Source organism: Sorangium sp. So ce426 (genome assembly GCF_051475585.1).
GTDB classification, from domain to species: domain Bacteria; phylum Myxococcota_A; class Polyangia; order Polyangiales; family Polyangiaceae; genus Sorangium; species Sorangium cellulosum_B.
In genome coordinates, this window is record NZ_CP150341.1 from 11,837,236 (window position 1) to 11,849,888 (window position 12,653).

Consider the following 12,653-nt stretch of genomic DNA (forward strand, 5'->3'; position numbering starts at 1 on the left):
CGCCATGCTACGCCCGCCGGCAGGCCGGAGCAGCCCCGGGGCGACGCGCCGGCACGGTCTCCACGCGCGGCCTCGCGCGTCGTCCCCCGCGCCGGCCGGGCGCCGGCCGCGTTCGCCGCGTCGTTCACCGCGTCGTTCACCGCGTCGTTCACCGCGCGTTCGCCCCGCTCATCGCGCTTTCCCGCTCTCGCGGTAGCCGATCACCCGCGGCAGCACGCGCCGCCCGCCGAAGCCGCCCGCCGCCGTCGTCCAGAGCTCCGCCGTCGCGGTGCTCATGGCGCTCGCCGCGGCGAGGCGCCGCGCCTTCACCTCCGCCGGGTCCTCGGTGCCCGTCTTCGGCAGCCGCTGCACGCCGGCCCAGGCGAGCACGCCGGCGTCGCGCCCGAGCGCCGCCCAGAAGCTCGGCGGCGAAGGATGGGTGGCGAGCCACGCCGCGAGCGCGGCCGCCGCGCCCGAGGCAGGCGTCGCCCTGGGATCACCCGCGCCCGGCGGAGGCTGCGCGCCGGAGGGCGCCGCGAGGAGCGGGAAGAGCCCCGCCGTCGCGACGAGCGATCCCGGCGGCGGCGCGACGGCCGCCTCGAAGGCGAGCGCGATCGTCACCGAGCGTGGAGCCGCGCGGAGCGCCTGGTCCGCGCAGCGCGCGTCGCCGGCGAGGACCATCCCGCGGATGGCCGGGGGCCGGAGAGCGCGCGCGTCGAAGGTCCCATCGCAGGGCAGCGCCAGCGCGATGCCATGCTCGGCCAGCGGCGCGGCCACGGCGGCGCCCGCCGGCGCGGCCCCGGTGGCGCCCGCCGTCGCGGCCCCGGCAGCGCCCGCCGGCGCGGGAGCCGCGTCCTTCTGGACATCGGCGTCGCCGCCCACGAGCGCCACCGGCTTCGCGCCCCGCTCCGCGAGCGCGGCGGCGAGCACCTCGATGCTCCTCGCGGGCTCCTCGCCCACGACGAAGACGAACGCGCCGTCGAGCGCCGCCGGCTCCGGCGGGTGGACGAGCAGCACCGGGATCGCGTGCGTCCGCGCGAACTTCGCCGCCTCGGTCGCCTGCTCCCGATCGGAGCCGGCGATGAGCACCGCGGCGCCCTCGGCGGTGAGGCTGTTCAGCGCCTCGTCCACGCTGCCCTCGCCGCCGTCGTCGCGGCTCACGAGCCGCGCGTCCGCGCCCGGCCGGAGCAGCCCGAGCCCGTGCGCCACGCCGGCGGCGATCTCGACGCCCCGGCGGCGCGACGCGGCCGTGCGCGTCGACAGCAGCAGGCCGACCGTGGGCGGCTCGACGCGCGCGGCCCCCGCGCCGGCCGCGAGCTCGAAGATCGCGTCGCGCTGGGTGCCGAGCGCCGCGTCGGCCCGATCGAGCAGCTCCTTCGCGAGCGCCACGTCGCGGCGCTCGCGGGCGACGATCGCGAGGCGCTCGGCGACCAGCGAGCGCAGGTCGACCTCCGGGCTCACGACCTCGCCGGTCGCCCGCCCGGCGCGGAGCGCCCAGACGAGGTGATCGATCGGCACCTCGCGCAGCTGCGCCCCGATCTGCGCCCGGACGGCGGCGCGCCGGTCGTCGTCGGCCTCGCGCAGCCAGACGCTCATCAGCTCGATCGCCTGCGTCCACGCGCCCGCCTCCATCGCGGCGGCGGTGACCTCCTCGTTGAGGAGCGCGCGCACGTACGGGTCGATCATCTTGCTCACCAGCGGGCGCAGCACCCCGAAGGCGGGCCTCGGCTTGCCGGCTCGCCGGAGCGCCGCGCCGCGGATCACGCGCGCGAGGTCCCCGACCGCGCTCCGCCCCGCCGCCTCGACCCCGGCCGCGAGCGCCTCGGCGCGGCGGAGGTCCCCGCGCTCCAGGGCGATCCACGCGAGGTGGACGGTCGCGACGCGCGCGAGGTCGTCGGAGGCGTGGCGCCCCCGGAAGGCGAGGAGCTCCGGCTCGAGCGCGATGCGCTCGGCGTGCGCGCCGTTCGCGAAGCGCGAGAGGAGGGGGCGCAGCTCGGCCTGGGCCGCGGGCGACCCGGCCAGCGCCGGGCTCACCGGCGCTCCGCCGTCCTGCGCGCCGCAGCCGGCGGTCGCGGCGGCGAGCGCGAGCAGGGCCGCGGCCGCGATCGCGGCCACGCGGGCGTGACGTGGCCGACGTCGCCGGGCGGCGCGGCGGCGCGGGTTGGCCGCCCCGCCGCCGCTCGACGCGCCAAAGGCAGCGGAAAACCGGCCGGAACTGTTGACTGCGTTCACCTTGACGTCACCCGGGGCATCCCATACACCCGCCGCGCCCGCCTTCCATCGAGGTCAGCGTGTCCGAGGCAACCCCCGCGAGATCGCTCTTTCACGAGAGCCGCCGGTCCTTTCTCCTGCGCAAGCTGCATTCTCTCACCGGCGCCCTCCCCGTGGGCGGTTTCCTGCTCTTCCATTTCTGGACGAACGCGAAGGCGCTCCAGGGGCAGGAGCGGTTCGACGCGGCCGTCGCCGAGATCTCGCACATGCCGTACCTGCCCGTGCTCGAGATCGGGCTCGTCGTGCTGCCGCTCGCGTTCCACGCCCTCTACGGGGTCAAGCTGGTGCTCGAGGGCAAGCCGAACGTCGGCAGCTACACGTTCTCGCGCAACTGGATGTACACGCTGCAGCGGGTCACGGGGGTGCTCGCCTTCGCGTTCATCGGCTTCCACCTCTGGTCGTACTGGGCGCAGAAGTGGCTGGGCCGGATGGCGCCCGAGGAGTTCTACCCGCGGCTGTGCGCCGACATGGCGTCGACCGTCGGCGGCGTCCCGGTGATCGCGCTCGTCTACCTCTTCGGCATCGCGGCGAGCGTGTTCCACTTCGCCAACGGCCTCTGGGGCTTCTGCTTCTCGTGGGGGATCACCGTGTCGCGCCGGGCGCAGCGGATGGCCGCGGTGGTCTTCGGCGCGGTGGGCCTCGTGGTCTTCCTGTTCGGCGCCAACACGGTGATCTATTTCGCCACCGGCGCGCCGTTCCCCGGGACGCCGGGCCCGTCGGCGGAGGGGGGCCGCACCTGCGCGGACATCGCGTCGACCTCGACCGGCTCCACCGGCTCCCGCGCGCGCGCGTCTGTCGGCGCCGGCGCCGGCGTCGGCGTCGGCGTCGGCGTGGGCGCGCCGGCCTCGCACTGACCATCGTATCGGCCGCGCCCTTCCGGGGAGCGGCGCGGGAGCATCGGGATCGAACATGGCCGCGAAGAGCACGACGAGGAGCGAGGGGGGGAAGGTTCGGCGCGTGATCGTCGTCGGGGGCGGGCTCGCCGGCCTGATGACGGTGATCAAGCTGTGCGAGGCGAAGGTCCCTGTCGACCTGATCTCCCTCGTGCCGGTGAAGCGCTCGCACTCGGTGTGCGCGCAGGGCGGCATCAACGCCTCGGTGAACACGAAGGGCGAGGGCGACAGCCCCCAGGTGCACCTCGAGGAGACGGCGTACGGCGGCGATTTCCTCGCGAACCAGCCGCCCGTCAAGGGCATGGCCGAAGCGGCGCCGGGCATCGTCAACATGCTCGATCGCATGGGCGTGCCCTTCAACCGGACGCCCGAGGGCCTGCTCGACTTCCGCCGCTTCGGCGGCACGCTCTACCACCGCACGGCGTTCGCCGGCGCGACGACGGGGCAGCAGCTGCTCTACGCGCTCGACGAGCAGGTGCGGCGGTACGAGCTCGCCGACGTGACCGACGAGCACGGCGTGGCGATCCCGGGCGAGAAGATGGTCCGGAAGTTCGAGTTCTGGGACTTCCTCGAGGCGATCCTCGACGACTCCGGCACGTGCGTGGGCTGCGTCGCGCAGGACCTGAAATCGATGCAGATCCGCGCCTTCACGGGCGACGCGGTCGTGCTCGCGACGGGCGGCTGCGGCATCGTCTTCGGCCGCTCCACGCTGAGCGTCATCTGCACGGGGACGGCGGCGTCGGCGGTCTACCAGCAGGGCGCGGTGTACGCGAACGGCGAGTTCATCCAGGTGCACCCGACGGCGATCCCGGGCGCCGACAAGCTGCGGCTCATCTCGGAGAGCGCGCGCGGCGAGGGCGGCCGCGTCTGGGTGCCGAAGGACAAGACCGACGCGCGGAGCCCGCGGGACATCCCCGAGAAGGAGCGCGACTACCTCCTCGAGCGGATGTACCCCGGCTACGGCAACCTCGTCCCCCGCGACATCGCCGCGCGCGCGATCTTCAAGACGTGCTTCCACGAAGGGCGCGGCATCTGGAACGCCGCGACGGGCCGGAACGAGAACGAGGTCTACCTCGACCTGACCCACAAGGACGAGAAGTTCCTCCGGTCGAAGCTCGCGGGCATCCTCGAGATCTACGAGAAGTTCGCGGGCACCGACCCGTACAAGAACCCGATGAAGGTCTTCCCGGCGGTCCATTACTCGATGGGCGGCCTGTGGGTCGACTACGAGGCGGACGCGCGGGGCTCGCTCAAGGCCGGGTCGCCGCGCAACCACGCGACGAGCATCCCGGGCCTCTACGCGGTGGGCGAGGTGGACTACCAGTACCACGGGGCCAACCGGCTCGGCGCCAACTCGCTGCTCTCGTGCATCTACGCCGGCATGGTGTGCGGGCCGGCGGTGGCGACCTACCAGCGGAGCATCAAGCGGAGCGCGCTCGACCTGCCGCGCTCGATCTTCGACAAGGCCGAGAAGCGCGCGGAGTCGAGCTACCAGCGCATCCTGACGCAGAACCAGGACGCGAAGCAGCCGGAGAACGCGTACCGGCTGCACCAGGAGCTCGGCGAGACGATGCTGCGCGACTGCACGATCGAGCGCGACAACGCCACGCTCGACCGGGTGCTCGAGAAGCTCGGCGAGCTCGAGGAGCGGGCGGGGCGGATCAAGTGCACGGACACGGCCCCGCGGGTGAACCAGGGGGCGCAGTTCGTGCGCCACCTCGAGAACATGCTGGTGCTCGCGCGGGTCATCGCGCAGGGCGCGAGGAACCGCGACGAGTCGCGCGGGGCGCACTACAAGCCGGAGTTCCCGGCGCGGAACGACGCCGCGTGGATGCGCACGACGCTGGCGCGCCACGAGGAGAAGGGCGCGGTGAGGTTCGTCCGCGAGTTCGACTACGCGTGCGCCGGCCAGTCGATCCACGTGACGGACGCGGTGGACACGTCGCTCGTGACGCCGCGGGAGCGCAAGTACGAGCAGGCGGGCGCGGCGAGCGCACAAGCGACAGGGAAGCTGTCGCAGAAGAGCGTGTAGGATGGCCAAGGCGAGCGGAGACGAGGCGAACGGGGCGGCGGCGCCGGCGCAGCCGAAGGGCGAGGGCCGGCTTGTGCACCTGCGCGTGCGGCGGCAGGACACCGCGGATCGGACGGAGTCGCGGCGCTGGGAGGAGTTCAAGGTCCCCTACCTGCCGCAGATGAACGTGATCAGCGCGCTGCAGCAGATCCAGAAGGATCCGCGGACCGTGGACGGCAAGGAGGTGGCTCCTGTCGTCTGGGAGGCGGTGTGTCTGGAGGAGGTGTGCGGCTCGTGCACGATGGTGATCAACGGTCGGGTCCGACAGGCCTGCTCGGCGCTCATCGACCAGCTCGCGCCGAAGGGCGAGGTGATCACGCTGGAGCCGATGTCCAAGTTCCCGCTCGTGCGCGACCTGCTCGTCGACCGGAGCCGGATGTTCGAGGACATGAAGCGCGTGCGGGCGTGGATTGACATCGACGGCACGCACGAGCTCGGCCCGGGCCCGCGCGAGTCGCCGGAGCGGCAGCAGGAGCGGTATCCGCTCTCCCGCTGCATGACGTGCGGCTGCTGCGTCGAGGCGTGCCCGCAGTACAGCGACGGGACGAAGTTCGTCGGCGCCTTCGCCATCAACCTGGTGCGGCTCTACAACATGCACCCTTCGGGGGCGATGCACGAGGGCGAGCGCCTCGAGTCGGTGATGAGCGAGGGTGGGATCACCGATTGCGGCAAGTCGCAGAACTGCGTCGAGGTGTGCCCGAAGGAGATCCCGCTCGTCGACTCGCTCGCGGCCGTCTCCCGCGACACGACGAAGCGGATGCTGTTCGGCTGGCTGCTGAAGTAGCGAGGCCCGCGCGCCGACCGACCGGTGTGCCCTGGGCGCCCGGGACGGCCTCCGGCGGCGCGTGTGCGGCACAAGCGGCGGCCCTCGGCGCAGCGCTCGGTTATACTGGGCCCACGATGGATCCCGCGCATATCCGAGCTTTCGCCGAGCGGAGTCGAGCGGAGGTCGAGCAGCGCAAGCTCGACCACTGGAGTCGCACGTACCGCGAGCATGGCTTCCAGGCGACGCTCCAGGCTGGCCATGCGCTGTACGAGCACGCGCGACGCGTGCGCCCCGATTTCCCTACGGAGCGGGAGCGCGCCGAGGATCTCGCGCATCACGTCGCGTTGAAACGTCTTCTCGAACGGGCGGCAGGTGCGTTCGCCGTTCGTTGAGCTCCTCGGGGCGCTCGCTGACGTCTTCTCTCAGCTCGGCGCGGGGTGAGACGGCAGCCAAGGAGACGCTGAGCGCAGTGCGCGTCCTCGCGCGGCCCAGCGATGCTGGCGAGGGACATCCCCGCTGGAGCGAAACCAGAGCGGCGATGAGATTTAAGGAAACAGCGACCCCGTCCCGAGCCCGAGCCCGTTCCCGAGCCCCATCTGCAGCGCGTCCGGCGCGCGCGGCCGCGCCAGCTTGTCCAGGCGCATCCCGAGCAGGTGCGTGATCAGCGTGCAGGCCTGGTGCGCCCGCGCCGTCGCCTCGCACCCCATCCAGGCGCCGAGCGGCTCCCGCTCGCCGTCCTCGGCGTAGCGGATCACCGCGCCGCCCTCGGCGACCGTGATCCAGGCGTTCGCCTGGCGCGGCAGCGAGGCGTGCAGCACGCCGACCTGGCCCAGCGGATCGTCGTTCGGGCCCGTGACACGGCCGTCCGGCTCGAGCAGCGCCACCGGCTCGGCCTCCAGGCCGAACACGCGCCCGCCGCGATCGACGCTGAGCTGGTGCTCGCCGTTCACGAGGATCTTGCCGTCCGGCATGACGTCGACCGTGAGGTCGGCGAGCGCCCAGCGCGCGCGGGGGATGTCGAGCAGCGCGCCGCCGCGCACCCAGTTGGCGGGGGGCGTCGCGGCGCACGCCGCGAGCAGCGAGAGCGGTACGACGAGAGCGAGGCGTCGCATGCGCCGAGCATACCCCAAGGACGCGCGGCGCGTGGGCCGGCAGCCCTGCTTGTCGTGGAGGATGGATGGAAGCGCGGCGCGTGGGCCGGCGGGCCAGGGCGGCCTTACACCTTCTCGGTCCCGGTCGTGCCGAGCAGCCCCGTCGGCTTCACGAGGAGCACCCCGATCAGCACCGCGAACACAAGGACGTCCTGCAAGCCGGAGTAGGGCGTGAGCTTCGTCATCTCTCCGATGATCCCGATCAACATGCCCCCGAGCATGGCGCCCGTGATGTTGCCGATGCCGCCGATGACCGCCGCCACGAACGCGCGGTTGCCGATCACGACGCCCATCGTGGGGTACACCTGCGACTGATCGAGGCAGTACAGCACCGCGCCCACCGCCGCGAGCATCGAGCCCGTGAGGAAGGTGAGCGCGATGATGCGGCTCGTGCGGACGCCCATCAGCCGAGCGGCCTCGACGTTCACGCTGAGCGCGCGCATCGCCTTGCCCGTCCAGGTGCGCCGCACGAGCAGCTCCAGGCCGATCATCACGAGGATCGAGGTGACGAAGATCACCTGCCGCGTGTGCTCGATCGGCAGGAGCTGCGGATAGCCGCGGTAACGGGCGGTGAAGAGGAGCTGCGCCAGGTTCTGGAGGAGCACGCTCATCCCGAGCGCCGTGACCAGCGGCGTGATCCGGGTGTTCGCGAGGCCCCGCCCCCGTGAGCGGAGCGGCGCGTAAGCCACCTTCTCGACGACGACCCCGAGGACGCCCGCGAAGGCCATGGCGCAGAGGGTGCCGGCCACGCCCGCGAACAGCGGCGAGCTGTCGGCGCCGAACGCCGCGATCCCGAAGAGCCCGGCGAAGGCGCCCATCATGAAGATCTCGCTATGAGCGAAGTTGATGAGCTTGAGGATGCCGTAAACCATCGTGTAGCCGAGGGCGACCAGCGCGATCATCGACCCCTGGGCGAGCCCTGTGATCAGGGCATTCACGATCTTCTCCATGGAGACCTCTTTACTGCACGTTCCGCACGTTCCGCGCGCCCCTCACGTCCGAGCCAGCGCGCGGGCCAGCGCACGGGCCAGCGCACGGAAACGACCGCTATTACTTCGCAGCCTTCTCGTTGACCGTCGCGTAGTAAGTAAACTGCTTGTCCTTGATCCGGACGATCACGACCGGCTTGTCCGCGTTGCGCTCGGCATCGATGGTGATGACGCCCGTCGCGCCCTGGAACCCCTTGGTGTCCTGGATGGCCGCCCGGATGTCGTCCGGCGTCATCGCCTTCGCGCGGCCCATCGCGTCGGCCAGCAGCCTGGCCGCGTCATAGCCCTGCGCCGCGATGCTCGACGGCGTGCGCTTGTACCGGTCCTTGTACTTCTGCACGAAGGCCTGCGAGTTGGGCCAGGGGACGTCCGGCGCGTAGTGGTTCGTGAAGTACGCGCCGTCGAGCTCCTCGGCGGCGTCGCGCAGGAGCTCGTTCGCGTCCCACCCGTCGCTGCCGACGAACATGCTCCCTGGTACGCCCGCGGCCTTGGCCTGCCGCGCGACCGGGGCCATGCTCGTGTAATAGATCGGCGCGTAGATCATCTCGGGGTTCGCCGATTTGAGCTCGTTGATGTACGTCGTGAAGTTGGTCTCCTTCTTGAGGAAGCTCTTCTCCATGACGATCTCGCCGCCTAGGCGCTTCACCTCGTCGCGGAACTCCTTGGCGAGGCCCGACGAGTAGAGGTCGTCGGAGGCGAAGAAGAGCCCCACCTTCTTCTTGCCGAGCGTGTTCACGATGAACTGCGCGCCCATCTGGCCCTGCACGTCGTCGGTGAAGCAGGCGCGGAACACGAACGGGCCGACCTTCGTCACGTCCGGGTTCGTGGACGACGGCGAGATCATCGGCACCTTCTTCTTGTTGGCGACGATGCCGCCGGCGCGCGACCGCGACGAGGCGACCTCGCCGAGCAGGGCCAGCACGTGATCCCGATCGATGAGCTGCAGGACCTTGTTGGTCGCCTCCTCGGGCTTCGACTTGTTGTCCTCGTAGAGGACGTGGATCGGCTTGCCCTTGATCCCACCGGCCTTGTTGATCTCGTCGATCGCGAGATCGATACCCTCCTTCGAGTCGACGCCGAACGCCGTCTCCTCGCCCGAGAGGCTGAAGTAAGCGCCGACCTTCCACTCGGCGTCGTCCTTGGCGTGCTCGGCCGCGTTGCCGGCCGAACCCTCGCTCTTCTTGTCGCAACCGAGCGTCATCGCGCTGAGCGCGAGCGCCCCGGCGATCATCTTCACCAAACCCCGTCGTCCGAGCATGTCGTCGTCCTCCCTGTCGCCGGGCTGCCTCGCGTGGGGTCGCCCGCGGTGGCCATGGCCGCCCACGGAGCGGCTCAGAGCGCGTGTACTCACCGCGTCTACCATTGTCTACGCGGCACGTCAGCATCGTCGGGCCGCGACGCGGTCGGCGCGGAGCATCTTAAGTGTTCGACTTTCCACGGATTCCGGCGACCGAGCCCGGCGTCGTGGCGCGCGGCGTCGCGCGCCGCGGCCAGCCAACGCGGCGCGCATGGCGGCTAGCCGGTGCGGCGCGCGTGGACGAAGTGCTCGACGTTCCCCTTCGGCCCGCGCACCGCGCTGTCGACCTGGCCGACGACCGAGAAGCCCGCGGCCTCGATGGCGTGGCGCCCGTCGGCGATCGCCGCGAGGCGCGTCGCCTCGTCGCGGATGACGCCGCGGCCGCGGGCGGCGGCCTCGCGGCCCGCCTCGAACTGCGGCTTGATCAGCGCCACGAGATCCCCCGAGGGGCGGAGCAGGCGGGCGATCGCGTCGATGAGGCGGGAGATGCTGATGAACGACGCGTCGACGACGACGAGATCGATGGGGACGTCGAAGTCCTCTCGCTGGAGCTCGCGGGCGTTGACCCGATCGCGCACCTCGACGCGCGCGTCGGCGCGGAGCTTGGCGGCGAGCTGGCCGTAGCCGACGTCGACGGCGAAGACCCGCGCCGCGCCGCGCTGGAGCAGGCAGTCGGTGAAGCCGCCGGTCGAGGCGCCCACGTCGACGCACGTCTTCCCGGCGACGTCGAGGCCGTGCGCGGCGAAGGCCGCGAGCGCGTGCTCGAGCTTCTCGCCGCCGCGCGAGACGAACCGGGGGCCGGAGGCGACGTGGACCTCGGCGTCCTCCGGGAGCAGCGTGCCCGGCTTGTCGATGCGGCGCGGCCCCGAGGTGACCTTGCCGGCCATGATCAGCGCCTGCGCCTCGGTCCGCGAGCCGGCGAGCTTCCGGGCGACGAGCAGGGCGTCGGCGCGCACGCGGGTCATGGCGCCTCCGTCCCGGGCAGGGGCGCGGCGAGGCCTGCGCCGCCGGGGGAGGGAGGGACGGCCGCGTCGCCGGAGAGCGCCAGCGCCTCGCCGTGGAGCGCCCGCGCGACGGCGGCGAGGCCGTCGCCGATGCGGGGGCCCGGGCGCAGCGCGACCTCGGTGTTCAGCGGGCGCAGGCGCCCCTCGCGCACGGCGCGCAGGGATCGCCAGCCGGGCGCGTCCCTGAGCCCCGCCAGCCTGGAGGCGCCCCGCATGTCGCCGTCGCTGGACGTGCCGTCGAGCAGGACATCGGGATCCAGCACGAGCAGCTGCTCGACGCTGATCGACGGGTAGGGGCCGCCGCGGGTGATCACGTTCTCGCCGCCGGCCAGACGGATGAGCTCATCGGGGAAGCTGCCGGGGCCCGCGACGAAGAGGGGCGAGGTATCGTAAAGCAGGGCAGCCCGGACGCGCGGGGCGCCTCTCGCGGCGACGGCCTGCTCGACCGCGCGGCGCCGGGCGCGGATCCGGCCGATCGCCTGCTCCGCGCCGGGCGCCGCGTCGAGCCGCCGCCCGAGCTCCGTGAGCATGTCCTCGATCTGCGCGAGCGACTCGGTGTCAGGGAAGCAGGTCGCGATCCCGTGCGCGCGCAGCGACTCGTCGAGCGCGGGCCCCGCGGGGCCGCGGGCGCCGACGACGAGGGTCGGCGAGAGCGCGATGATCGCCTCGATGCTCGGGTCGGCGTAGCCGCCGACGCTCGGCAGGCCGAGCACCTCGGGCGGGTGGTCGCAGTAGCGGGACCGGCCGACGAGCGCCGCGCCGGCGCCGATCGCGCAGACCGCCTCGGTGGTGCTTGGCGACAGGGAGACGACGCGCGCACCCGCCGCGCGCGCCGGGGCGGTGCGCCCGCACGCCGCGAGCCCGAGCGCCGCGAGCCCGGCGAGCGCGGCCCGCCGCGAGAGCGCGCGGCCCGGCGCGCCCGGCAGGAGCGAGGCGCGCGCGGCGCCCGGCAGGAGCGAGGCGCGCGCGGCGCCCGGCAGGAGCGCCGCGCCGGCGGCGCTCCGCGTGGAGGAGCGCCGCTCGTCAGCCAAGCCGCTCCCGGCTGCGCCGCCGCCGCAGGCTCGCGAGAGCGCCCAGGCTCGCCGCCCCGAGCACCCAGGGGACCGGCTGCGTCGGATCAGGCCGCGGGCTCACGCTGCAGGACCCGCTCGGCTCGTCGTCCGCGGGCGGCTCGGGGACCTTCGCGCAGAAGCCGGGCTCGCCGTTGCAGCTGTAGCCGTCAGGGCACGCCGCGGCCTCGTTGCAGGGCCGCGTGCAGGTGCCGTCGAGGCACGCGTTCGCGGGGCACTGCTCCGGCTGTTCGCACGTCGCGCCTACCTCCGCCGAATACGCGGGATCGGTGGGGTAGCCGGTCGCCCAGGGGGGCTCCTTGTATCCTCCGGCACGGGCGGCGCGCACGGTCGTCTCTTTAATCCATTCCGCCCAGCGGTACACATAGCCGTAGATCGGATACTCGCAGCCCTCGGCGCCGCGCGAGGTCACGCCGATCACGCGGTGCATCAGATCGAGGCTGGGTCCGCCCGAGTCTCCCTCGCAGATGCCGGTGTCCCCGACCCACTCCGTCGCCTTCACCAGGGACGACGGGCAGCCGTCGGCCACGCAGTCGATGAACAGCCTGTCGCGGCGCCGCCGCAGGCCCGCGCCCGCGCTCTCGTCGTTCGTCGCCCCGAAGCCGACCGCGTAGTACTCCTCGCCCTCCACGAGGGGCACGTCGACGCGCGGCACGAGCGGCACCGCCTCGCTCTCCGGGATCGGCTCGTCCAGGATCAGGATCGCCTGATCGTTGCCGCAGAACGCGTCCGTCCCCTCGCCGGGGAGCAACACGACCTCGCTGCCGCCGTAATAACGCGCGTACCTGCCGATCTCCGCGTCGGTCGTCACGAAGATCCGGCGCGCGAGGTGCGTGTCCGTGAACTTCGTGGATCGACAGGTGATCTGGCCGTCGAGCTCATTGGCCATGTCCGACACGCAATGACGGGCCGTCAGCACCACGTTCGGGGCGATCAAGCTGCCGGTGCAGATCGCGCCGATCTCGTCGTTGTAGATGCCCACGACAGCCCTGTCGCCGTCGTCGAGATATCCGTCCTGAATGGCGTCCCGCGCCTCACCGATCTCGTCAGGAGGCGCCTCCAGGGCCGAGCTGCACGCCGTCGCAGCGAGTCCCAGGGCGAGAATCCAGGTGACTCTGGGCAAGCAAAACGACATCGAAAGCCTCCAGATACTGCAATGTCT

At 72.5% G+C, this 12,653-nt stretch carries 11 protein-coding genes; 4 read left to right on the plus strand and 7 right to left on the minus strand.

From position 1 onward, the window contains the following. Window positions 1-168: 168 nt before the first annotated feature. A complete protein-coding gene (locus tag WMF44_RS44450; protein WP_437296099.1) occupies window positions 169-2,094 on the minus strand; it encodes a hypothetical protein in 1,926 nt (641 codons plus the stop codon). Between the two features lie 176 nt (window positions 2,095-2,270). On the opposite strand from WMF44_RS44450, the gene WMF44_RS44455 reads away from it, so the two are divergent. From WMF44_RS44455 to WMF44_RS44470, 4 genes are all read left to right on the plus strand, one after another. Next, entirely contained in the window at window positions 2,271-3,104 is an 834-nt protein-coding gene (locus WMF44_RS44455; protein WP_437296100.1) for a succinate dehydrogenase, read from the plus strand. A 55-nt stretch (window positions 3,105-3,159) separates the two neighbouring features. Continuing rightward, window positions 3,160-5,175 (plus strand): succinate dehydrogenase flavoprotein subunit, encoded by a 2,016-nt coding sequence (gene sdhA / locus WMF44_RS44460; protein ID WP_437296101.1) that lies wholly within the window; start codon window positions 3,160-3,162, stop codon window positions 5,173-5,175. A gap of 1 nt (window position 5,176) precedes the next feature. Beyond that, window positions 5,177-5,998: a succinate dehydrogenase iron-sulfur subunit gene (gene sdhB / locus WMF44_RS44465; RefSeq protein WP_437296102.1), complete on the plus strand. Its 822-nt coding sequence runs from the start codon at window positions 5,177-5,179 to the stop codon at window positions 5,996-5,998. 116 nt (window positions 5,999-6,114) lie between these two features. Then, window positions 6,115-6,372 carry a hypothetical protein gene (locus WMF44_RS44470; RefSeq protein ID WP_437296103.1) on the plus strand — a complete coding sequence of 86 codons (258 nt, stop codon included), beginning with the start codon at window positions 6,115-6,117 and terminating at the stop codon, window positions 6,370-6,372. Between the two features lie 153 nt (window positions 6,373-6,525). On the opposite strand, the gene WMF44_RS44475 is transcribed toward WMF44_RS44470, so the two are convergent. The 6 genes from WMF44_RS44475 to WMF44_RS44500 form a co-directional block, all read right to left on the minus strand. Next, window positions 6,526-7,092 (minus strand): hypothetical protein, encoded by a 567-nt coding sequence (locus tag WMF44_RS44475; protein WP_437296104.1) that lies wholly within the window; start codon window positions 7,090-7,092, stop codon window positions 6,526-6,528. 104 nt (window positions 7,093-7,196) lie between these two features. Beyond that, entirely contained in the window at window positions 7,197-8,081 is an 885-nt protein-coding gene (locus tag WMF44_RS44480) for a branched-chain amino acid ABC transporter permease (RefSeq protein ID WP_437296105.1), read from the minus strand. Window positions 8,082-8,181: 100 nt separating this feature from the next. Next, window positions 8,182-9,378, minus strand: a complete 1,197-nt coding sequence (locus WMF44_RS44485) for an ABC transporter substrate-binding protein (protein WP_437296106.1) — start codon at window positions 9,376-9,378, stop codon at window positions 8,182-8,184. A 257-nt stretch (window positions 9,379-9,635) separates the two neighbouring features. Then, window positions 9,636-10,382, minus strand: coding sequence for a TlyA family RNA methyltransferase (locus tag WMF44_RS44490; RefSeq protein ID WP_437296107.1), 747 nt, complete (start codon window positions 10,380-10,382; stop codon window positions 9,636-9,638). Further along, window positions 10,379-11,452, minus strand: a complete 1,074-nt coding sequence (locus tag WMF44_RS44495) for an ABC transporter substrate-binding protein (RefSeq protein ID WP_437296108.1) — start codon at window positions 11,450-11,452, stop codon at window positions 10,379-10,381. The genes WMF44_RS44490 and WMF44_RS44495 overlap by 4 nt, the downstream gene beginning before the upstream one ends. Then, complete coding sequence (locus WMF44_RS44500) at window positions 11,445-12,626, minus strand: trypsin-like serine peptidase (RefSeq protein WP_437296109.1); 1,182 nt, start codon at window positions 12,624-12,626, stop codon at window positions 11,445-11,447. Before WMF44_RS44500 ends, WMF44_RS44495 begins: the two co-directional genes overlap by 8 nt. Between the last annotated feature and the right edge of the window lie 27 nt (window positions 12,627-12,653).

Excerpts from the sequence above, each read along its gene's own strand:
- sdhA (WP_437296101.1), top strand. The coding sequence starts at position 3,160 with ATGGCCGCGAAGAGCACGACGAGGAGCGAGGGGGGGAAGGTTCGGCGC.
- sdhB (WP_437296102.1), top strand. The coding sequence starts at position 5,177 with ATGGCCAAGGCGAGCGGAGACGAGGCGAACGGGGCGGCGGCGCCGGCG.
- WMF44_RS44470 (WP_437296103.1), top strand. The coding sequence starts at position 6,115 with ATGGATCCCGCGCATATCCGAGCTTTCGCCGAGCGGAGTCGAGCGGAG.
- WMF44_RS44475 (WP_437296104.1), bottom strand. The coding sequence starts at position 7,092 with ATGCGACGCCTCGCTCTCGTCGTACCGCTCTCGCTGCTCGCGGCGTGC.
- WMF44_RS44480 (WP_437296105.1), bottom strand. The coding sequence starts at position 8,081 with ATGGAGAAGATCGTGAATGCCCTGATCACAGGGCTCGCCCAGGGGTCG.
- WMF44_RS44485 (WP_437296106.1), bottom strand. The coding sequence starts at position 9,378 with ATGCTCGGACGACGGGGTTTGGTGAAGATGATCGCCGGGGCGCTCGCG.
- WMF44_RS44490 (WP_437296107.1), bottom strand. The coding sequence starts at position 10,382 with ATGACCCGCGTGCGCGCCGACGCCCTGCTCGTCGCCCGGAAGCTCGCC.
- WMF44_RS44500 (WP_437296109.1), bottom strand. The coding sequence starts at position 12,626 with ATGTCGTTTTGCTTGCCCAGAGTCACCTGGATTCTCGCCCTGGGACTC.